Source organism: Bradyrhizobium sp. SSBR45G (assembly GCF_030159255.1).
Classification (GTDB): Bacteria; Pseudomonadota; Alphaproteobacteria; order Rhizobiales; family Xanthobacteraceae; genus Bradyrhizobium.
On the sequence record NZ_BSCT01000030.1, the window covers coordinates 25,666 to 47,101 of the forward strand.

Annotated in this window: 18 protein-coding genes; 15 read left to right on the forward strand and 3 right to left on the reverse strand. The window is 66.5% G+C overall.

Going from position 1 to position 21,436, the window contains the following annotated elements; translation table 11 throughout:
• Positions 1–10 precede the first annotated feature (10 nt).
• From QQL87_RS27480 to QQL87_RS27495, 4 genes are all read left to right on the forward strand, one after another.
• Positions 11–460: a VOC family protein gene (locus QQL87_RS27480; RefSeq protein WP_284419552.1), complete on the forward strand. Its 450-nt coding sequence runs from the start codon at positions 11–13 to the stop codon at positions 458–460.
• A 79-nt stretch (positions 461–539) separates the two neighbouring features.
• On the forward strand, positions 540–1,394 hold the full coding sequence (gene rnhB / locus QQL87_RS27485; RefSeq protein WP_284419553.1) for a ribonuclease HII: 855 nt from the start codon (positions 540–542) through the stop codon (positions 1,392–1,394).
• Positions 1,395–1,604: 210 nt separating this feature from the next.
• Positions 1,605–3,110, forward strand: coding sequence for a glycosyltransferase family 39 protein (locus QQL87_RS27490; protein WP_284419554.1), 1,506 nt, complete (start codon positions 1,605–1,607; stop codon positions 3,108–3,110).
• Between the two features lie 37 nt (positions 3,111–3,147).
• A complete protein-coding gene (locus QQL87_RS27495) occupies positions 3,148–3,753 on the forward strand; it encodes a hypothetical protein (protein ID WP_284419555.1) in 606 nt (201 codons plus the stop codon).
• Between the two features lie 19 nt (positions 3,754–3,772).
• On the opposite strand, the gene QQL87_RS27500 is transcribed toward QQL87_RS27495, so the two are convergent.
• Complete coding sequence (locus QQL87_RS27500) at positions 3,773–4,588, reverse strand: uracil-DNA glycosylase (protein ID WP_284419556.1); 816 nt, start codon at positions 4,586–4,588, stop codon at positions 3,773–3,775.
• A gap of 305 nt (positions 4,589–4,893) precedes the next feature.
• Between QQL87_RS27500 and QQL87_RS27505 the strand changes: the two genes are divergently transcribed.
• The 3 genes from QQL87_RS27505 (at position 4,894) to QQL87_RS27515 (ending at position 9,656) form a co-directional block, all read left to right on the forward strand.
• Positions 4,894–6,552 carry an electron transfer flavoprotein-ubiquinone oxidoreductase gene (locus tag QQL87_RS27505; protein WP_284419557.1) on the forward strand — a complete coding sequence of 553 codons (1,659 nt, stop codon included), beginning with the start codon at positions 4,894–4,896 and terminating at the stop codon, positions 6,550–6,552.
• Positions 6,553–6,792: 240 nt separating this feature from the next.
• Complete coding sequence (locus tag QQL87_RS27510; RefSeq protein WP_284419718.1) at positions 6,793–8,589, forward strand: tetratricopeptide repeat protein; 1,797 nt, start codon at positions 6,793–6,795, stop codon at positions 8,587–8,589.
• A gap of 164 nt (positions 8,590–8,753) precedes the next feature.
• Complete coding sequence (locus QQL87_RS27515) at positions 8,754–9,656, forward strand: 4-(cytidine 5'-diphospho)-2-C-methyl-D-erythritol kinase (RefSeq protein WP_284419558.1); 903 nt, start codon at positions 8,754–8,756, stop codon at positions 9,654–9,656.
• Between the two features lie 273 nt (positions 9,657–9,929).
• On the opposite strand, the gene QQL87_RS27520 is transcribed toward QQL87_RS27515, so the two are convergent.
• Positions 9,930–10,940, reverse strand: a complete 1,011-nt coding sequence (locus tag QQL87_RS27520; RefSeq protein WP_284419560.1) for a polyprenyl synthetase family protein — start codon at positions 10,938–10,940, stop codon at positions 9,930–9,932.
• 132 nt (positions 10,941–11,072) lie between these two features.
• Between QQL87_RS27520 and QQL87_RS27525 the strand changes: the two genes are divergently transcribed.
• The 6 genes from QQL87_RS27525 (at position 11,073) to glyS (ending at position 17,094) form a co-directional block, all read left to right on the forward strand.
• Positions 11,073–11,297 (forward strand): putative signal transducing protein, encoded by a 225-nt coding sequence (locus QQL87_RS27525; protein WP_284419562.1) that lies wholly within the window; start codon positions 11,073–11,075, stop codon positions 11,295–11,297.
• On the forward strand, positions 11,290–12,078 hold the full coding sequence (locus QQL87_RS27530) for a tRNA1(Val) (adenine(37)-N6)-methyltransferase (RefSeq protein ID WP_284419563.1): 789 nt from the start codon (positions 11,290–11,292) through the stop codon (positions 12,076–12,078). The genes QQL87_RS27525 and QQL87_RS27530 overlap by 8 nt, the downstream gene beginning before the upstream one ends.
• 242 nt (positions 12,079–12,320) lie before the next feature.
• The gene (locus tag QQL87_RS27535) at positions 12,321–13,229 is read left to right on the forward strand and encodes a S49 family peptidase (protein ID WP_284419564.1); all 909 of its coding nucleotides are present in this window, start codon (positions 12,321–12,323) and stop codon (positions 13,227–13,229) included.
• A gap of 107 nt (positions 13,230–13,336) precedes the next feature.
• Complete coding sequence (locus QQL87_RS27540; RefSeq protein ID WP_284419565.1) at positions 13,337–13,528, forward strand: hypothetical protein; 192 nt, start codon at positions 13,337–13,339, stop codon at positions 13,526–13,528.
• Positions 13,529–13,663: 135 nt separating this feature from the next.
• Entirely contained in the window at positions 13,664–14,623 is a 960-nt protein-coding gene (locus QQL87_RS27545) for a glycine--tRNA ligase subunit alpha (RefSeq protein ID WP_284419566.1), read from the forward strand.
• Positions 14,624–14,943: 320 nt separating this feature from the next.
• Positions 14,944–17,094: a glycine--tRNA ligase subunit beta gene (gene glyS / locus QQL87_RS27550; protein WP_284419567.1), complete on the forward strand. Its 2,151-nt coding sequence runs from the start codon at positions 14,944–14,946 to the stop codon at positions 17,092–17,094.
• Positions 17,095–17,469: 375 nt separating this feature from the next.
• On the opposite strand, the gene QQL87_RS27555 is transcribed toward glyS, so the two are convergent.
• Positions 17,470–17,823 carry a DUF1236 domain-containing protein gene (locus tag QQL87_RS27555; RefSeq protein ID WP_284419568.1) on the reverse strand — a complete coding sequence of 118 codons (354 nt, stop codon included), beginning with the start codon at positions 17,821–17,823 and terminating at the stop codon, positions 17,470–17,472.
• A 252-nt stretch (positions 17,824–18,075) separates the two neighbouring features.
• Here QQL87_RS27555 and QQL87_RS27560 point away from each other — a divergent pair, with 252 nt between their 5' ends.
• Together QQL87_RS27560 and ppdK are read left to right on the forward strand one after the other, a co-directional pair.
• Positions 18,076–18,231 (forward strand): DUF3096 domain-containing protein, encoded by a 156-nt coding sequence (locus tag QQL87_RS27560; protein WP_284419570.1) that lies wholly within the window; start codon positions 18,076–18,078, stop codon positions 18,229–18,231.
• 110 nt (positions 18,232–18,341) lie between these two features.
• A complete protein-coding gene (ppdK, locus tag QQL87_RS27565; RefSeq protein WP_284419571.1) occupies positions 18,342–21,317 on the forward strand; it encodes a pyruvate, phosphate dikinase in 2,976 nt (991 codons plus the stop codon).
• The last annotated feature ends 119 nt before the right edge of the window (positions 21,318–21,436 follow it).

A 21,436-nucleotide genomic window follows, 5' to 3' on the forward strand; every position in this document is an offset into this window, starting at 1 on the left:
GGAGAGAGCGATGGGTGCAGAGGTCGTGGTCCCGCGCTTCACCGTCATCACCCTCGGCGTGTCCGAGATGCGGCGGAGCATCGCCTTCTATGCTTCGCTTGGGTTCGTCCGGAAGTTTCGGGCGACCGGCGAGGCGGTGGCGTTCTTCGACACCGGCGGGACGGTGCTGGCGCTGTACCCGTGGGAGGCGCTCGCACATGATGCTGGCGTGCCAGACGCGCCGCGGCCCCAGGCTTTTCGCGGCGTGACGCTGGCCTGGAACTGTCGCTCGGAGGCCGAAGTGGACGCCGCGTTGGCGTCGGCGGTGGAGAAGGGAGCGACGCTGCTGAAGCCAGCGCAGCCAACCGATTATGGCGGTTATTGCGGCTATTTCGCTGATCCCGACGGCCATGTCTGGGAGGCCGTCGTGGCGCCGGGGATCGAGGTTGGCGAGGATCATCGGGTGCATCTGCCGGCCTAGTCTCGGCCCCGCATCTTGGTGGGAATAGCGGGGAATTGAGGCCGGTCGCGGGTTGCGCTGGCGCGGCCCGTTCCGCACCATGCCGGCCATGATTCGAGACCAAGCGAAAAAGCCGGGCAGGGCGAAAGCCGCGCCCGGAGCGGCGGCGAAGAGGTCCGGTGCCAACGGCGCTGCCAAGCCGGCTGCTGCCACCGGCGCGGGCAGGACGAGCACCAGGCTCGGCAAGGGTGTCATCGCCGTGGCGCCGCCGAGCTTTCGCCGCGAGCGGGCGCTGCTGAAGCAGGGGATCTGGCCGGTCGCCGGCTGCGACGAGGCGGGCCGGGGGCCGCTTGCCGGCCCCGTGGTGGCTGCGGCCGTCATTCTCGATCCCGCGCGCATCCCCAAAGGGCTCGACGATTCCAAGCGGCTGAGCGCAGAGGCGCGCGAGGCGCTGTTCGAGAAGATCTGCAGGACGTCGGCATTCGCCGTGGCCTTTGCCTCGCCGGCGCGAATCGATCGCGACAACATCCTGCGGGCGTCGCTGTGGGCGCTGTCGCGCGCCGTGAGGGCACTGCCCGAGGCCCCGAAGCATGTCTTCGTCGACGGCCGCGACCGAATCGATGTCGATTGTGGCTGCGACGCGGTGATCGGCGGCGATGGTCTGGTGATGTCGATCGCGGCCGCCTCGATCGTCGCCAAAGTCACGCGCGACCGGCTGATGTGCGCGCTGGCGCAGGATTGTCCCGGCTACGGCTTCGAGCAGCACAAGGGCTACGGCGTGCCGGAGCATCTCGCCGCGCTCGACCGTCTCGGCCCCTCGGTGCATCACCGCAGCATGTTCGCGCCCGTCGTCGCGGCGCGGCGCAAGCATCAGCCCTGCACCGATCGGCCGGAGCCGGACCTGTTCGCCGAGGTGACGGTGGTGACGTCCAGCGAAATTTCCATCGGCGCCTGATGCCGGTTGCCTCGACGGCGCCGCGGTCTTAATAGCTTTAGTCAGCCAACCAGCACGAATTGTCACTCCTCGCAGCGGAGGCGGTCCTGTGCGCCTCGATCATGCGGTATCGATTGCGGGCGTCGGACAGCGCGGCTGCTGCGGATGAGGGACGGTCCTGCCGGACATTCTCGACGTCCTCAGCGATCAAGCTAAGCGATCCAGCCGTTCATGCGTTTCACGTCACTGGTTGTCGAACTGATCCGCGCAAGGCCGCGGCTGGTCGTCGTCATCGTGGTGCTGTGCCAGGCCCTGATGTGGCTCGGCACAGCCGTGCTGTTCTATCGCAGCCCGCCCGGCCAGCTCGCCACCACCGTCGCATTCGGGCGCGAGTATCAGGTCGGCAGCGATCTGGGACCGCCGCTCTCGTTCTGGCTGTCCGACATCGCCTATCGATTGGCCGGCAACCATCTGCTCGGCGTGTATGTCATCGCCGTGCTGTGTTCGGCCTTGAGCCTCTGGGTCATCTATCTCCTGGCGCGCGCCATCGTCGGCGGTCAGCAGGCCGTTCTCGCCGTGCTGCTGACCATGACCATCACGGCGTTCGGCGCTCCGACGCTGGAGTTCGGTCCCGACGTGCTGGCGCGCCCGCTGTGGGCGCTGCTGTTGCTGCATAGCTGGCAGATCCTCGGCCGCGGACGGCGCAATGCCTGGTTCGCCTGGTCGATCGAGGCCGGCCTGCTGCTGCTCACCACGCCGGCCGCCGCGGGCCTGCTGCTGCTGATCGCCGGCTTCGCGGTCTCGACCGTCCAGGGCCGCCGCGTGCTCAGGTCGTTCGATCCGCTGTTCGCACTGCTCGTGGTGCTGGCACTGGCGCTGCCCTATCTGATCTTCGTGGTGCGTTCCGACAGCGTCGGGCTGCCCGCGCTGCCCCTGCTCGCGGAGCTTTCGGCGCGCGCCTGGCAATGGCTCGCGCTGGCCGGCGGGTTGCTGCTGGCGAGCGCGGCGATGCTGCTGCTGGTTGTGCTCGACGCCAGCACCGGCCGCAGCGAGGCCGATGCCCCGATCATCTACCGGCGGACGGTCGCGCCGCTCGCCCGCGACTTCGTGTATTGTTTTGCGATCGCCCCGGCTCTGGCCGGCAGCCTGATCGCCGGCCTGTTCGGGTTGCCGACGGTGTTTGGCGGCGCGGCCGTCACCCTGAGCATGGTCGGCCTGGCGCTGGTGGTCGCCTCGGGCGATCTGATCTATCTGCGGCGGCAGCGGCTGCTTCGCATGGTATGGGCCGCCGCAGTCGCCGCGCCGGCCGTGCTGGTTGCCGGCAGCGCGGTCGTGCTGCCCCTGATCGGCGACGGCGAGGTCGCGACCTCGATGCCGGCCCGCGACATCTCCCGCTTCTTTGTCGAGAGCTTCGAGCGCCGCACCAACCAGCGGCTGCAGGCGGTCGCCGGCGATCCGCAGCTCGCCAGCCTGGTCGCACTTGGCCGCCGCCGCGCGCATCTGTTCCTCGACGCCACGCCGCAGCGAACCCCATGGATCACCGCAGCCCAATTCGCCGACAGCGGCGGCATCGTGGTGTGGCGCGCGTCGGATACGGCCGGCACTCCGCCGCCGGAGCTCGCCCGCCGGTTTCCCGGCCTCGTGCCGGAGGTGCCGCGCAGCTTCGACCGGCTGATCAACGGCCGCCAGCCGCTGCTGCGCATCGGCTGGGCGATCGTGCGGCCGAAAGGGCCATGATTTTAGTCGTTGGAGAGAATGTTGGGGAGTGGCGGCCATGGATCTAGCGCCTCCTGATGGCTCACAGATCAAGATCGCCCGCGACGGGCTGCACCCGGTCATCAGCATCCCCCAGTCCGGCAGCCCGACACGCTATTTCGGCGGCTTGTTCCTGCTGTTCTGGCTCGGCGGGTGGACGATGGGGTTCAAGTCGGCCCTGTCCCAGATCTTGTCCGGCGGAGGCTCGGCCTTCCTCGTGTTCTGGCTCGGCGGCTGGACCATCGGCGCGGTCATGGCTGCCTGGACGGCCTACCGGTCGTTTCGTCCGACCGTGCCGGAGACCCTCGTGCTCGGACGCGCCAGCATCGTCTACGATGCTGGCGTCGCCCCGTTCGAGTTCAACCAGCGCGGCCAATCGAAGTCGATCCGGGATGGCTGGAAGGCGATGTTTCCGAAGCGGATCAGGGCCGAGCTGACCGCGCGGCAGCTGCAATCGTTGCGCCTGCGGGAAACCGATCTCGGCAACCGTCTGACCGTCGATGTCGACACTGAGCGCATCGAGATTGCGAAGGGCGCTAGCGAGATCGAGCGCGAGTGGCTCGCCCGCTACCTGGCGCGCCGCTACGGTCTCTCGCAGATCACGGCGCCCGCGGCCGGGACCTGACCACGCGGCGCGGCCGGCGTCAGACCGTAATCATCTTCGCGATCGATCGCAGGTCCTGCCACGCCAGCCGCTTGTAGGACGGTGAGCGCAGCAGATAGGCCGGGTGGAAGGTCGCGATCGCGCGGATCGTCCGCTTGCCGGTGTCGTAGTCGCGCCATTTGCCGCGCACGCGCATGATGCCCTCGGTGGTGCCGAGCAGCGACTGGGTCGAGGGATTGCCGAGCGTCACCAGCACGTCGGGATCGACCAGCTCGATCTGGCGGCGGATGAAGGGCAGGCAGATTTGGGTCTCCTGCGGCGTCGGCGTGCGGTTGCCCGGCGGCCGCCACGGAATCACGTTGGCGATGTAGACCTTGCTGCGATCGAGCCCGATGGCGCTGATCATGCGGTCGAGCAGTTTTCCCGAGCGGCCGACGAACGGCAGCCCCTCGATGTCCTCGTCGCGGCCGGGCGCCTCGCCGACCAGCATGATGCGCGCCTGCGGATTGCCATCGGCAAACACCAGCCGCGACGCCGTCTGCTTCAGCGCGCAGCCGTCGAAGTTCTCCAGCAGCTCGCGCAGCGCCTCCAGCGTCGGCGCGGTCCGCGCGGCCTCGCGGGCGGAGGCGATCGCGGCGTCCGGCGGGGGCGGCGGTTCGCCGCGCGGTGCAATGATCGCCGGTGCGGCCGGCCGGCCGCCTTGCGGCGCCACGGCCTGGCGCGGCGCAGCGGCGGCGGGCGCAGCTTCGGGCTCGACCAGCCGGTTGATCGGCTCGTCGGCGAGCGCGCAGTCGACGCCGGCCTCCAGATAGAAGGCGAGCAACTGGCGGACGTCGGGGAGGGGCTCAGGGGTCATCATGATCGATCGGTACGACAGTCTACGCCGCCCCGGCGCATGGCGGAATGCATTTCCGTGGTTGTCCTGCCCCGAAAAATCGGAAACAAGAGCTTGGAATAACCCAAAAAAGGGACGGAACGCCCTAGTGTTCCGGCGCCAGCCTTCGCTCCCCCCGCAGGACCCGCCTCTCAGCGAATGCAAGACGCCCAAGAACTCTAGTTAAGTCATTGTTGCTATTGCAGCTTCGGGTTTGATCTCTACCTGCGCCAGGGGGGTGCAGAGGTCGGATCCACTGCAACCAGCCGGGCCTGAGATCGAGAGACATGAGCACCGAAGAATTACCCGAGCGCGAATCCATGGAGTTCGACGTCGTCATCGTCGGCGCAGGCCCCTCGGGGTTGACCGCCGCGATCCGGCTGAAACAGCTCAATGCCGACCTCAACATCGTCGTGGTCGAGAAGGGCTCCGAGGTCGGTGCGCACATCCTGTCCGGTGCGGTGATCGATCCGATCGCGCTGGACAAGCTCATTCCCGACTGGCGCTCGGACGACGACTGTCCGCTGAAGACGCAGGTCAAGGACGACAAGTTCTTCTGGATGACCGAGAGCAGCGCGATCAAGCTGCCGGGCTTCGCGATGCCGCCGTTCATGGACAATCATCATTGCTTCGTCGGCTCGCTCGGCAATGTCTGTCGCTGGCTGTCGCGCAAGGCCGAGGCGCTGGGCGTCGAGATCTATCCGGGCTTCGCGGCGACCGAAGTGCTGTATGACGAGCACGGCGCGGTGCGCGGCATCGCCACCGGCGACATGGGCATCGGCAAGGACGGCAAGCCGAAAGCCTCGTTCACCCGCGGCATGGAGCTGCTCGGCAAGTACACGCTGTTCGCCGAGGGCGCACGCGGCAGCCTGTCCAAGCAACTGATCGCAAAGTACGCGCTGGACGCCAAGAGCGAGCCGCCGAAATTCGGCATCGGCCTCAAGGAAGTCTGGCAGATCGATCCCGCCAAGCATCAGAAGGGCCTGATCCAGCACTCGTTCGGCTGGCCGCTCGACATGAAGACCGGCGGCGGCTCGTTCCTCTACCATTACGACGACAACCTCGTCGCCGTCGGCTTTGTCGTGCATCTGAACTACGACGATCCGTATCTGTCGCCGTTCGAGGAATTCCAGCGCTTCAAGACGCATCCCTCCATCAGGAGTGTGTTGGAAGGCGGCAAGCGCCTTGCCTATGGCGCGCGCGCCATCACCGAGGGCGGCTATCAGTCGGTGCCGCGGCTGTCGTTCGCCGGCGGCGCGCTGATCGGCTGCGCCGCGGGCTTCGTCAACGTGCCGCGCATCAAGGGCGTGCACAATGCGATGGGCACCGCGATGCTCGCGGCCGAGCATGTCAATGCCGCGCTCGCGGCGGGTCGCGCCAATGACGAGCTGGTGACTTACGAGAACGCCTGGCGCTCCTCGCCGGTCGGCGAGGATCTGTTCAAGGTCCGCAACGTCAAGCCGCTGTGGTCGAAGTTCGGCACCGTGCTCGGCGTCATGCTCGGCGGCTTCGACATGTGGTGCAACACGCTCGGCTTCTCGCTGTTCGGCACCCAGTCGCACGCCAAGCCCGATCGGGCCACGCTCGATCCCGCCAAGGCGCATCAGCCCAAGCCCGCGATGAAGCCGGACGGCAAGCTTACCTTCGACCGGTTGTCCTCGGTGTTCCTGTCGAACACCAATCACGAGGAAGACCAGCCGGTGCATCTGAAGGTCGCCGACATGGCGCTGCAGAAGAGCTCCGAGCACGACGTCTACGCCGGCCCGTCCAACCGCTACTGCCCGGCCGGCGTCTACGAATGGGTCGAGGACGGCACCAGCCCGCGCTTCGTGATCAACGCGCAGAACTGCGTCCACTGCAAGACCTGCGACGTCAAGGACCCCAACGGCAACATCACCTGGGTTCCGCCGGAAGGCGGCGGCGGGCCGAACTACGAGGCGATGTAATCTCAAGCTTAACGCACGATTGCGTGAGATGGTCGTCCCAGCAGGGGCGACCGGCCACGATACGGCCATACTGGCACGGTTTGTCGCAGGTCACCTTTGCCAAAGGGGCCTGCGGCTGACCCGAATATCCTGCAAATCCTTGCGGTTGGCCGCCAAACGCGGCATTGTCGGCACCTTAAGCGGCCGACCGGGTTCGTGTCCGATACGACCAATCCTTTCCAACAACCAGAGCGCACCGTGATGTTATCAATTCGCAATCGCTGGACCGCAATTGCCGTTGCCGCCTTGCTGCTCCCCGGTACCGTCCTGGCCCAGACGCCGGATCACCCGTCGGATAACACCGCGAAGTTTCCCTCCGGCGTCGATCTAAAGGCGCTCACCACCTCGGGCAGCTATCTTGCGGCCCGCCACGCCAGCGTCGAACGTGATGCCGCCTCGGCCGCCGCGTTCTACCGTTCGGCGCTGCGCACCGATCCGAAGAACAATGAGCTGCTCGATCGCGCCTTCATCTCCTCGGTCGCCGATGGCGATATCGACGAGGCCGTGAAGCTCGCCGAGCGCGTGCTCTCGGTCGACAAGTCGAACCGCATCGCGCGCCTCGTGATGGGCGTGCAGGACATCAAGCAGAAGAAATACGCGGCGGCGCAGAACAACATCAATCAGTCGGTGCGCGGTCCGATCACCGACCTCGTCGCGACGTTGCTGTCGGCCTGGGCCACGGCGGGCGCGGGCGACGCCAAGGCGGCGGTTGCCAACATCGACAAGCTGACCGGCCCGGAATGGTATCCGCTGTTCAAGGATCTGCATGCCGGCATGATCCTGGAGCTCGCCGGCAAGGACAAGGAAGCCGGCACGCGCTTCGAGCGCGCCTACAAGCTCGACGATTCGATGCTGCGCATCACCGAGGCCTATGCGCATTGGCTGTCGCGCAACAAGGACGCGGCGGCGGCGACGGCGATCTATGAGGCGTTCGACAAGAAGCTCGCGCGTCACCCGCTGGTGCAGGAAGGTTTGCGCGACACCAAGGCCGGCAAGAAGATGCCGCCGCTGGTCGATTCGCCGCAGGCCGGCGCCGCCGAGGCTCTCTATGGCATCGGTGCGACCTTGAGCCGCCGCGGTGGCGAGGATCTCGCGCTGGTCTATCTGCAGCTCGCGCTGCACCTGCAGCCGAACCATCCGCTGGCGCTGCTGTCGCTTGCCGATCTCTACGAGACGGTGAAGAAGCCGCAGATGGCGATCAAGGTCTATGAGCGCGTGCCGGCGAGCTCGCCGCTGAAGCGCAACGCGCAGATCCAGCTCGCGACCGATCTCGACAGTGCCGACCGCAGCGACGACGCGATCAAGATCCTCAAGGACGTGATCGCCCAGGATCCGAAGGATCTCGAAGCGATCATGGCGCTCGGCAACATCGAGCGCGGCCGCAAGAAGTTCGCCGATTGCGGCAAGACCTATTCGCTCGGCGTCGACTCGCTGCCGGCGAACAACGACAAGGCCAACAGCGTCTATTACTACTATCGCGGCATCTGCCTGGAGCGCTCCAAGCAGTGGCCGAAGGCCGAGGCCGACATGCGCAAGGCGCTCGAGCTGCAGCCCGACCAGCCGCACGTGCTGAACTATCTCGGCTATTCCTGGATCGACCAGGGCGTCAATCTCGACGAAGGCATGAAGATGATCAAGCGCGCCGTCGAGCAGCGGCCCGACGACGGCTACATCGTCGATTCGCTCGGCTGGGCCTATTACCGCATCGGCAATTACGAGGAGGCGGTGAAGAACCTCGAGCGCGCGATCGATCTGAAGCCCGAGGATCCGACCATCAACGACCATCTCGGCGATGCCTATTGGAAGATCGGCCGCAAGCTGGAAGCCAAATTCCAGTGGGCCCATGCCCGCGACCTGAAGCCCGAGCCCGAGGAGCTGCCGAAGATCGAGGCCAAGATCCAGGGCGGCCTGACCGACGATCCGGCGCCGGCTGCGGCCAGCAACGACACCAAGGACACGCCGTCCGACGCCAAGAAGGACGACGGCAAGGGCGGCTAGTTCGTCCCGATCATGGTTCGAGCGTGATTGCGGGCTCCTCGGTTTGCCGGGGAGCCCGGATGATTTTGATGAAGGGTGTGGCGGTGCCGGCCACGTTCGTTTCGGCCGCGGGCTGATAGCGACACCGGTCCCCCGCCACCGAAGAGCTTGGGGGCATTGCGCCGATGTTGGCGTCCACGGTCACCGGCGCGCTGCAGGAGCAGGGCCGCGCCAAGGTCAATCTGACCCTGCGGGTCGTCGGCCGCCGCGCCGACGGCTATCATGATCTCGAAAGCGTCGTCGCCTTTGCCGACTGCGCGGACCAGCTCAGCCTCGTGCCGGGGCCGGAGCTGACGCTGACCACGACCGGGCCGCTCGCTGAAGCCTGCGGCAACACCTCCGACAATCTGGTGCTGAAGGCGGCCCGGCTGCTCGCCGAGGCCGTTCCCGGCCTCGAGCTCGGTGCCTTCAGCCTGGAGAAGGTGCTGCCGGTGGCTGCCGGCATCGGCGGCGGCTCGGCGGATGCGGCCGCGGCGCTGCGGCTGCTCGCGAGGCTGAACGGCCTGTCGCTCGATGATCCACGTCTGCAGGCGGTGGCGTTGAAGACCGGCGCCGACGTGCCGGTCTGCGTGCCCTCGATCGCCTGCACCATGACCGGCGTCGGAGAGAATTTGCAGCCGCTGGCGCTGCCCATCCTGCCCTGCGTGATGATCAATCCGCACGTGCCGGTGGCGACCAAGGACGTGTTCCAGAAGCTCGGCCTCAAACCGGGTGATCTCCTCGTCGGGGTGACCGATGTCCTTACGGCGCCGTCCTGGCCTGCGGCCGGGGCCTCGATCGGCGACTGGGTCGATGCTCTCGATCAGGTGCGCAACGATCTCGAGCCGCCGGCGCTGCAGGTGCAGCCGATCATCGGCACCGTGCTCGACGCGCTGCGATCCAGCACCGGCGTGCTGCTGGCGCGCATGTCCGGCTCCGGCGCGACGTGCTTCGCGATCTATGGCAGCGAGGCCGATGCAAAGGCCGCCGGTGCTGCGATCGCAGCCGCGCACCCCGAATGGTGGGTGCATGCGGGGACGCTGAGTTAGCTAACTAATAGCTGTGCAACCACTGCGAAATACAGCGCCCTCTCCCCTTGCGGGAGAGGGCATCTCCGGCTCATCCACGCACTCGCTCGGGTGAGGGGTTCTCTCCGCAAACGAAGCTCGTGGAGGCATACCCCTCACCCAACCGCGTTTGCGGCGCTATCTTGCATGCCCTCTCCCGCAAGGGGAGAGGGCGCATTCATGAGCACCGCTGAGAACTAAATGCCCCGCTTTCGCGGGACATAACCCAATGAGCGGGACAACGGGGCGGACGAACTAATGCGACCGCGCCAAGCAGAACGCCACGACCTGCTCGAGCGCGGTCTTCATCGGTGAGGCCGGGAACAGTGCCAGCGCGTCGACGGCCATGGCGCCGTAGTGATGAGCGCGGCTGATCGTGTCCTCCAGCGCCCGGTGCTTGTTCATCAGTCCGATCGCATGGTCGAGATCGCTGTCGCCGATCTCGCCGCGCTCCAGCGACTTGATCCAGAATGCGCGCTCGCTGTCGCTGCCGCGGCGGAACGCGAGCACCACCGGCAGCGTGATCTTGCCTTCGCGGAAATCGTCGCCGACGTTCTTGCCGAGCTTGGCGGCCTTGCCGCCATAGTCGAGCACATCGTCGACGAGCTGGAAGGCGATGCCGAGGTTCATGCCGAACGAACGCGATGCGGTCTGCTCCGCCTTGGGACGGTCGGCGAGCACGGGGCCGACCTCGCAGGCGGCAGCGAACAGCTCGGCGGTCTTGCCGCGGATCACGGCGAGATATTCGTCCTCGGTGGTCGCGGTGTTCTTGGCGGCGGCGAGCTGCATCACCTCGCCTTCGGCGATGGTCGCCGCGGCCGCGGAGAGAATGTCGAGCGCGCGCAGCGAGCCGACCTCGACCATCATGCGGAACGCCTGGCCGAGCAGGAAGTCGCCGACCAGCACGCTGGCCTCGTTGCCCCACAGCATCCGCGCGGACAATTTGCCGCGGCGCATCTCGCTCTCGTCGACCACGTCGTCATGCAGTAAGGTGGCCGTGTGCATGAACTCGACGGCCGCGGCGAGCTTGACGTGACCGTCCCCGGTGTAGTCCGTGAGATGCGCCATCGCGAGCGTCAGCATCGGACGCAGCCGCTTGCCGCCGGAGGAGATCAAATGGTTGGCGACCTCCGGGATCATCGTCACGTCCGAGCCGGTGCGCGACAGAATCGTAGCGTTGACTCGTTCCATGTCGGCTGTGACCAGCCCGACCAGCCCATCGATGGAGGCGCCCGATGGACTCTCGAAAGGTACGATAACCGCCACTCTGGTCTCCGATTTTGCTATGCTCATAACGACAATAGAAACTGCGGCCGCGGGCGGCAAGGGCAGACACGGAACCTTGACCCGGCCGTGCCTGGCCGAGCCTTGACCCAAGCCCGCACGGAGACATAACGATTGAAGGAATTGGTTCGGACCAACGACATCGTGCTGGTTTCGGCGATCGCGGCGCTGCTCGACGGCGCCGACATCCATCATCTCGTGCTCGACCAGAACATGAGCATCATCGAGGGCTCACTCGGCATCCTGCCGCGCCGGATCCTCGTGCACGAGGACGACAATCTCCAGGCGCGGCGGCTGCTCACCGAGGCCGGGCTGGCGCACGAACTGCGCGATGAGTGACGCCATCGCCATCTCCGAGGATGCCGTTCTCGGCGGCCGGCTGCGGCTGCGACAACCGACCTCGGGCCACCGCGCCGGCCACGACGCGATCCTGCTGGCGGCGGCAACGGCTGCGCGGCCCGGTGATCGCGCCGTCGATCTCGGGGCGGGGGTCGGCACCGCCGGGCTGGCGCTGGCGCGGCGTGTCGAGGGTCTCGCACTGGTGCTGGTGGAGCGCGAGCCGCAGCTGGCGGAGCTGGCCCGTGACAATGCGCACGCGAATGCCTTGCAGGCCGATGTGATCATGCTGGACGTCGCCGCGGAGGCCGCAGCGTTTGCCGCGGCTGGGCTGGGGCCGGACAGCGTCGATGTCGTGCTGATGAATCCGCCCTTCCATGACGCGGCGCGCCACCGCGCCTCGCCTGACGCGGCGCGCGCCAGCGCGCATCTGGCGACGTCGACGACGCTGGAGCTGTGGACGCATGCCGCGCGCCGGATGCTGAGATCCGGTGGCGTGCTCACCATGATCTGGCGGGCCGATGGTCTGGGCGAGGTGCTGGCGGCGCTGGCGCGGGGCTTCGGCAGCCTGGCGCTGCAGCCGGTTCACGGGCAGGCCGGGAAGCCGGCGATCCGTATCCTGGTGAGGGCCGTTAAGGGAGGACGGGCACCGACCCAGATCTTGCCGGCGGTTGTGCTGAATGAGGCGGCAGGTATGCCGAGTAAAGATGTTGTACGGGTGCTGGAGGGGCAGGGGGCGCTGGCCTTGGCGTCGGTCTCGACGCCGGTCTTGGGCGCCCCCTGAACGGTTGATCGGGGTCGAGCGTTATTGCGGCTGCGCTTCGGATCGGCGTTCGGCTACCGATGTGAAACGGATTGCCGTCAGGATGGTACCGATCAGCAGCATCAACAGGTAGGCCTTCATGAATTCCTCCGCCGCACTTTGCAACTTGGCTCGCCGTGCAATTGCCCTGGCCATTGCAAGGCTTGTTCCAGCCCTTTGAATGGCAGCGGCGCGATAAAAAGTGGTTAATCCGAGGTAACAGGATGGTGGACAATTTGACACAACCCAGCGATGCAGCAGGGCCTTTCGATCGGTTGAAGGCGCTGCTTCCGGCGCGGCTGCGCGGCGCACCGGTCGTGCCAGTGGTTCGCCTGTCCGGCGTGATCGGCGCGGTGACGCCGCTGCGTCCGGGGCTGACGCTCGCCGGTGTCGCCAAGATGCTGGAGCGCGCGTTCTCGATGCGCAACGCCAAGGCGGTGGCGCTGGTGATCAACTCGCCCGGCGGCTCGCCGGTGCAGTCGCGGCAGATCTACTTGCGCATCCGCCAGCTCGCCGCCGAGAAGAAGCTGCCGGTGCTGGTGTTCGTCGAGGACGTCGCGGCGTCCGGCGGCTACATGATCGCCTGTGCCGGCGATGAGATCTTCTGTGATCCCTCCTCGATCCTCGGCTCGATCGGCGTGGTCGGCGGCTCGTTCGGGCTGCAGGAGCTGATCCGGAAGGTCGGCATCGAGCGCCGGCTCTATACGGCGGGCGAGCACAAGGCGATGCTCGATCCCTTCCTGCCGGAAAATCCCGACGACGTGGCGCGGCTGAAGCAGATCCAGCGCGAGATCCACGCGCTGTTCATCTCGCTCGTCAAGGACAGCCGCAAGACGCGGCTGAAGGGCGCGGATGACGTGCTGTTCACCGGCGAATACTGGGCCGGCGATACCGCCGTGACGCTCGGCCTCGCCGATGCCATCGGTGACCTCCGGGCCGTGCTGCGCGCCAGGTTCGGCGACAAGGTCGCGACGCCCGTGGTGGCGCCGGCAGGGGGGCTGCTGTCCGGCCTGCTCGGCCGCCGCTCCGCGGGGGCCGGCAGCCTCGCGGCAGGGGGCGGTTGGGCGGGGCTGGCCGAGGAGCTGATCTCGGCCGTCGAAACCCGGGCCATCTGGGCCCGATTCGGCTTCTGAACCCCGGCTCCGCGCCGTTTTGCCCCTCGCAATCCGGATTGCGGGGGGAACCTCGATCGGCAAGAATACGAATCGGGGTGGCTCTCCTCTTGAAGAAGGATCGACCAATGCCGCCGTTCGTCGCTTTCGCGGGTATGCTGGGCGGGCTTGCCGCGGTTCGCTGGGTTTACAAGACCGCACAGAGGATCAACCGCGAGCTCGAGGAGGCGCGGCTGTCGCGCGTCGCCGAGGCCACGCAGACCGCCGAGATCAAGACCTTGCGTCGCGATCCCGTGACGGGCGCCTACCGGCCGGGCTGACGCCGTTGCGGCTCTGCGCCCCGGCGTGGGCCGGTTGACCCGGCCCTATTGCCTTGATTCCTGGTGTCCTCGCCGATACGGTCCGCGCGCTTTTCAGACCCTTGTCAGACCTCGCGCGAAAGACCGATATCGACGATGGACTCGCTGCCTCAGCACATGCGCCCCGAACGTTCGTTCCAGGGCTTCATCCTGGCCCTGCAACGGTTCTGGGCCGAGCAGGGCTGCGTGATCCTGCAGCCCTACGACATGGAGATGGGCGCCGGCACCTTCCATCCCGCGACCACCCTGCGTGCGCTCGGGCCGAAGCCGTGGAATGCCGCCTATGTGCAGCCCTCGCGCCGGCCGAAGGACGGCCGCTACGGCGAGAACCCGAACCGGATGCAGCACTACTACCAGTTCCAGGTGATCATGAAGCCGTCGCCGCCGAACCTTCAGGAGCTGTACCTGAAGTCGCTCGGCGCGATCGGCATCGACGCCGCCGTGCACGACATCCGCTTCGTCGAGGACGATTGGGAGAGCCCGACGCTGGGCGCCTGGGGCTTGGGTTGGGAGTGCTGGTGCGACGGCATGGAGGTGTCGCAGTTCACCTATTTCCAGCAGGTCGCGGGCTTCGAATGCGCCCCGGTCGCGGGCGAGCTCACCTACGGGCTCGAGCGCCTGGCGATGTATGTGCAGGGCGTCGACCGCGTCTATGACCTCAACTTCAACGGCCGCGACGGTGATCAGAAGGTCACCTATGGCGACGTCTTCCTGCAGGCCGAGCGCGAATATTCGCGGCACAATTTCGAGCATGCGGACACCGACATGCTGTTCGAGCAGTTCAAGATGGCCGAGGGCGCCTGCCGGAAGTATCTCGCCGCCGGCTGGCAAGACAATTCAAAGCTGGGCAATCGCAAAGAGCACCAGATGGCGCTGCCGGCCTACGACCAGTGCATCAAGGCCAGCCACGTCTTCAACCTGCTCGACGCCCGCGGCGTCATCTCCGTCACCGAGCGCCAGAGCTACATCCTGCGCGTGCGCGAGCTCGCCAAGGCCTGCGGCGAGGCCTGGCTGCACACGGAAGCGGGCGGGGCGGGGGCTGCGACAGCCGGTTGAGCGGCACCGTTCCGCTCAGGCATCCCTACCTCATTCAGATCGAGACTCGTTTTGTATCTCAACGTCGCAACACACGCGGTGCCTCTGCCCCCCTCCCCCTTGCGGGGAGGGGTCGGGGGTGGGGGTCCCCGGGCGATATGCCTGATGGGTCAACAAAGCCTCGTGCATGAGCTCCGACGATCGATGACTCACAACGCTGTCCTTACCGATCCGGACGACGTTCCTCACGTCCTTCAGCGCGCGCCGACCCCCACCCCCGACCCCTCCCCGCAAGGGGGAGGGGAGCGCAGCAGCGCCAGCCCTGCCAACGAGTTCTGACAATGCCTGACCTCCTCCTCGAACTGTTCTCCGAAGAAATCCCGGCGCGCATGCAGGCCAAGGCGGCCGAGGATCTGCGCCGCATGGTCACCGACAAGCTCGTCGCCGAGGGCCTGGTCTATGAGGGCGCCAAGGCGTTCGCGACGCCGCGCCGGCTGGCGCTGACCGTGCACGGCATCCCGGCGCGGCAGGCGGACCTCAAGGAGGAGCGCAAGGGCCCGCGCGTCGGCGGCGCCGACGCGGCGATCCAGGGCTTCCTCAAGGCCACCGGCCTGTCCTCGATCGAGGAGGCGACGATCCAGCGCGACCCGAAGAAGGGCGACTTCTACGTCGCGCTGATCGAGAAGCCCGGCCGCGCCACGCTCGACGTGCTCGCCGAGATGCTGCCGGTGATCGTCCGTACCTTCCCGTGGCCGAAATCGATGCGCTGGGGCAAGCGCTCGGAAAAGCCGGGCGCGCTGAACTGGGTGCGGCCGCTGCACGCGATCACCGCGACCTTCGGCCTGGAGACCGAGGACCCTGACGTCGTCAGCTTCGCCGTCGACGGCATCGAGGCGGGACAGACGACCTATGGCCACCGCTTCATGGCGCCCGCCGCTTTCAATGTCCGCCGCTTCGAGGACTATGAGGCGAAGCTGCTCGACGCCAAGGTCGTGCTCGATCCGCAGCGCCGCAAGGACACCATCGTCACCGACGCCAAGCAGCTCGCCTTCGCGCAAGGCTATGAGCTGGTCGAGGACCCCGTGCTGCTCGACGAGGTCTCAGGCCTCGTCGAATGGCCGGTCGTGCTGATGGGCTCGTTCGATCCGGAGTACCTGAAGGTTCCGGCTGAGGTGATCCGCGCAACCATCCGCAACAACCAGAAATGCTTCGTGGTGCGCGATCCCAAGACGGGTGGCTTGGCGCCGAAGTTCATCCTCACCGCGAACATCGAGGCAACCGACGGCGGCAAGACCATCATCGCCGGCAACGAGCGCGTCATCCGCGCCCGGCTGTCGGACGCCAAGTTCTTCTATGAGACCGACCTGAAGACAAAGCTCGAGGACCGGCTGCCGAAGTTCGAGCAGATCGTATTCCACGAGAAGCTGGGCACGCAGGCTGCGCGGATTGACCGCATTATATCGCTTGCAAATGTAGTGGCTGAGATACTCGAACCTCAGCTTGAGGTCGGTCGAAAACTCTACAAGGGAAGTATGGCGACATACTTCAATAACGTTCGGCGCGCGGCTCAGCTTGCCAAGACGGATCTCTTAACCGAGGTGGTCGGCGAGTTTCCGGAAGTGCAGGGCCTGATGGGCAAGTACTACGCGCTGGCCCAGGGCGAGGATGCCTCCGTCGCCGCGGCCTGCGAGGAGCACTACAAGCCGCAGGGGCCGGGCGATCGCGTGCCGACCGATCCGGTGTCAGTCGCCGTGGCGCTCGCCGACAAGCTCGACACGCTTGTAGGCTTCTGGGCGATCGACGAGAAGCCGACGGGCTCGAAGGACCCGTATGCGCTGCGCCGTGCTGCGCTGGGCGTGATCAGGCTGATCATCGAGAATTCGCTGCGGCTGTCGCTGCTGAAGGTGGCGACCTCCGCCCTGGCTGGTTTGGATGTGAAGAGCGCGCATGAGCCGGACAAGCTCGCGTCCGATCTGCTCGCCTTCTTCGCCGACCGCCTGAAGGTCCAGCTGCGCGAGCAGGGGGCGCGCCACGATCTCGTCGACGCGGTGTTCGCGCTCGGCGGCCAGGATGATCTCCTGATGGTCGTCCGCCGCGTCGAGGCGCTCGGAAAATTCCTCGAGACCGATGACGGCAAGAACCTGCTCGCCGGCACCAAGCGTGCGTCCAATATCCTGTCGATCGAGGAGAAGAAGGACAAGCGCAAGTTCGACGGCACGCCGGATGCCGCGCTCTACAAGCTCGACGAGGAGAAGGCGTTGGCGAAGGCGATCGGCGAGGTTGCCGCCGAAGCCGGCGCTGCCGTCGCGAAGGAGGACTTTGCCGCGGCGATGCACGCGATGGCCAAGCTGCGCCCGGCGGTCGATGCCTTCTTCGACAAGGTCAAGGTCAACGACGACGACGCGAGCATTCGCGAGAACCGGCTCAAGCTGTTGAACGAGATCCGCAGCGCGACCCGTGCGGTCGCCGACTTCTCCAAGATCGAGGGCTGAGTCACGCGGTACCGCTGCCAGATGCAGTGCCCTCGCCCCTTGCGGGAGAGGGCATGTACGGCGTATGCGCAAACGCGGTTGGGTGAGGGGTATTTCTCCGCGAGCGACCCGTGTCGAGAGAGACCCCTCACCCAATCGAGTTCGCGGTCCTTTACTACATGCCCTCTCCCGCAAGGGGCGAGGGCGCAGCCATCGGCACTGCGCTCGCTGCAGCACCAAAAGTGGTGCGACGATGCTCTGATCGGCGTGAGTCTGAAAACACCAGCTCAAGCTCTGGGGCCAAAAAATTAGCCCTACCCGGTGGGGGGAACCGGGCAGGGCCTTTTTACATCTGGCCGCTTGCGGGGGCGTTGGCGACCAAATGCATCTCGATAACTACTCGACGACCTGAATGATCCGCCGCGTCCTGGGTTCGACCAACACGGTTTCGCCATTGACGACTGTGTAGCGATAAGGCGTCGCACCGAAGCGCTGCGGAACGTCGTAGTATGTAACACCTTGCTCCGGCAGGACGGTCCCAACAATCACGCGATCGGGGATCACATAGTTGGGAACTCGTTCGCGAACCACGTATTCGCGGAATTCCGGACGACGCTCGACCGTGATCATGGGCGCATCCTCCTCGACGACGACGCTGCGACCCACGCCGGTGGTGTATGATTGCGCCTGTGCCGCCGCCGGGATCACGAGCGCGGCCACGAGGGTCGCAAGGGGGAGATGGTTTCGCATGGACGGAGCTCCTTGCCGTTGATCCGCTGAAGACAGAGACCGGCGCATGGCCGTGACCTGCATCCAATCCCGGCGCATGCGCATCGTTCCGCGCGACGGCCGGTGGAACCGGCGGCATTTTTGCGGCAGTTCCTCCGTCGCGGGAACCGGCACCCGCGCCATGCGTCTCCTATTCCGCCACGATGAGCCGGGATAAGGTCCGGCCGGATCGAATCGCCCACCTCTCGTTGTCCACTTCATTCAGAGCTCGCGATGCACCTGACCGTTGCCCACATCTCGCCGATCATGTCCGTGATTGCCGGCGTCCTCATCCTGATCATGCCCTGCCTGTTGAACTTCATCGTTGCGATCTTCCTCATCCTGAACGGCCTGATCGGTATGGGCCTGCTGAAGTGGATCCATCTCTAGTCCCGGGCCCTTCTCCTCCCAAGGTCGGGAACCTCTGTGCTTGCGCCGCAGCGCCCAAAGTGGTGTAAGGCGCGCGATTTCTCCTCCCCATTTGCGGATCGAAGCATCTCATGGCCAAAGCGGTAGCGAAGTCTAAGAAAGTTACAGCGAAATCAAAGGCTTCCAAGGCGAGCAAGGCCAAGGCCGCGCCGCTCGCTCCGCCGCGCAAGGCGCTGAAGACGGCGCCGAAGCCCGCTGCCAAGGCTCCGGCCAAGGTTGCTGCGAAGCCGGCAGCGAAGGCGCCGGTGAAAACCGCTCCGAAGAAGCCGGCCAAAGCTGCCGTCAAGCCGGCTGCGAAGCCGGTCGCCAAATCTGCCAAGACCTCGGCTGCGAAAGCCCCGGCCAAGAGCACGGTCACCGCGATCAAGCCGAACAAGTGGGTCTACACCTTCGGCGACGGCAAGGCGGAGGGGAAGGCCGGCCTGCGCGACCTGCTCGGCGGCAAGGGCGCCAATCTGGCCGAGATGGCCAATCTGGGCCTGCCGGTGCCTCCCGGCTTCACCATCCCGACCTCGGTCTGCACCTACTTCTACGCCAACGACAAGACCTATCCGAAGGAGCTGCAGTCGCAGGTCGACAAGGCGCTCGACTACATCGGCAAGCTGACCGACAAGACCTTCGGCGATCCGGAAAACCCGCTGCTGGTCTCGGTGCGCTCCGGCGGCCGCGCCTCGATGCCGGGCATGATGGACACCGTGCTCAATCTCGGCCTCAACGACCGGACGGTGGAAGCGCTGGCACGGCTGTCCGGCGACCGCCGCTTTGCCTTCGACAGCTACCGCCGCTTCATCACGATGTATTCGGATGTCGTGCTCGGTTTCGAGCACCATCATTTCGAGGATATCCTCGACAGCTTCAAGGATACCCAGGGCTATCAGCTGGATACCGATCTCTCCTCGGAGGATTGGGAGATGCTGGTCGGCAAGTACAAGGAAGCCGTCGCCACCGAGACCGGCAAGGAATTCCCGCAGGATCCGCATGATCAGCTGTGGGGCGCGATCGGCGCGGTGTTCTCATCCTGGATGAACGCGCGCGCGGTGACCTACCGCAGGCTCCACGACATTCCGGAATCCTGGGGTACCGCCGTCAACGTCCAGGCCATGGTGTTCGGCAACATGGGCGACACCTCGGCCACCGGCGTTGCCTTCACCCGCAATCCGTCGACCGGCGAGAGCAAGCTCTATGGCGAGTTCCTGATCAATGCGCAGGGCGAGGACGTCGTCGCCGGCATCCGCACCCCGCAGGACATCACCGAGGATGCGCGCCAGGAGTCCGGCTCCGACAAGCCGTCGATGGAAGTCGCGATGCCCGACGCCTTCCACGAGCTGACCCGCATCTACACGCTGCTCGAGAAGCACTACCGCGACATGCAGGACATGGAGTTCACGGTCGAGCGCGGCAAGCTGTGGATGCTGCAGACCCGCAGCGGCAAGCGCACCGCCAAGGCGGCGCTGCGCATCGCGGTCGAGCTCGCCCATGAGGGCCTGATCTCGCAGAACGACGCCGTGCTGCGCGTCGACCCGGCCTCGCTCGATCAGCTCCTGCATCCGACCATCGATCCCTCCGCCAAGCGCGACGTGGTCGCGACCGGCCTGCCGGCCTCGCCCGGTGCGGCCTCCGGCGAGATCGTGTTCTCCTCGGATGAGGCCACCAAGCTGCAGGCCGACGGCCGCAAGGTCATCCTGGTCCGCATCGAGACCTCGCCGGAGGATATCCACGGCATGCATGCCGCCGAAGGCATTCTCACCACCCGCGGCGGCATGACCTCGCACGCCGCCGTGGTCGCGCGCGGCATGGGCAAGCCCTGCGTCTCCGGCTGCGGCACCATCCGCGTCGATTACGGCCGCGGCACGATGAGCATCGGCGGGCGCACCTTCAAGACCGGCGACGTCATCACCATCGACGGCTCCGTCGGCCAGGTGCTGGCCGGCCGTATGCCGATGATCGAGCCGGAGCTGTCCGGCGAGTTCGGCACCCTGATGGGCTGGGCGGACGCGGTGCGCGAGACTGGCGTGCGCGTCAATGCCGACACGCCGGAGGATGCCCGCACTGCGATCAAGTTCGGCGCCGAGGGCATCGGCCTGTGCCGCACCGAGCACATGTTCTTCGAGGAGACGCGCATCCGCACGGTGCGCGAGATGATCCTCTCCGAGGACGAGCAGGAGCGCCGCGCCGCGCTGGCCAAGCTGCTGCCGATGCAGCGCGCCGACTTCGTCGAGCTGTTCGAGATCATGAAGGGCCTGCCGGTCACGATCCGTCTGCTCGATCCGCCGCTGCACGAGTTCCTGCCGCACACCCAGGCCGAGGTCGAGGAAGTCGCGCGGGCGATGAACACCGATCCGCGCCGGCTGGCCGATCGCGCCCGCGAGCTCAGCGAGTTCAACCCGATGCTGGGCTTCCGCGGCTGCCGTCTCGCGATCGCGTATCCGGAGATCGCCGAGATGCAGGCGCGCGCGATCTTCGAGGCCGCGGTCGAGGCCGAGAAGCGCACCGGCGAGGCCGTCGGTCTCGAGGTGATGGTGCCGCTGATCGCGACCAAGGCCGAGTTCGATCTGGTCAAGGCGCGCATCGACGCGATGGCGCAGGCGGTGATCCGCGAGACCGGCGCCAAGCTGGAGTACCAGGTCGGTACCATGATCGAGCTGCCGCGCGCGGTGCTGATGGCTGGCCAGATCGCCGAAGCCGCCGAGTTCTTCTCGTTCGGCACCAACGACCTCACCCAGACCACCTACGGCATCAGCCGCGACGACGCCGGCAGCTTCCTCGGCGCCTATGTCGCCAAGGGCATCCTCGAGATCGATCCGTTCATCTCGATCGACCGCGAGGGCGTCGGCGAATTGGTCAAGATCGGCGTCGAGCGCGGCCGCGCCACGCGGCCGAACCTCAAGGTCGGCATCTGCGGCGAGCATGGCGGCGATCCCGCGTCGGTGGCGTTCTGCCACCAGGTCGGCATGAACTACGTCTCGTGCTCACCCTACCGCGTCCCGATCGCCCGTCTCGCCGCCGCGCAGTCCGCGCTCGGCAAGGAGATCTCGAGCCAGGCGTGAGCCGGCTGCGAGCGATTGTTGTGATGAAGGCCGGCACAGGTTGCCGGCCTTTTTCATTTGGCTCGTGCACCGACCGCGCGGCGCGCTCGGTGCACCTCTCCCCGCCCTTTGCGGGGAGA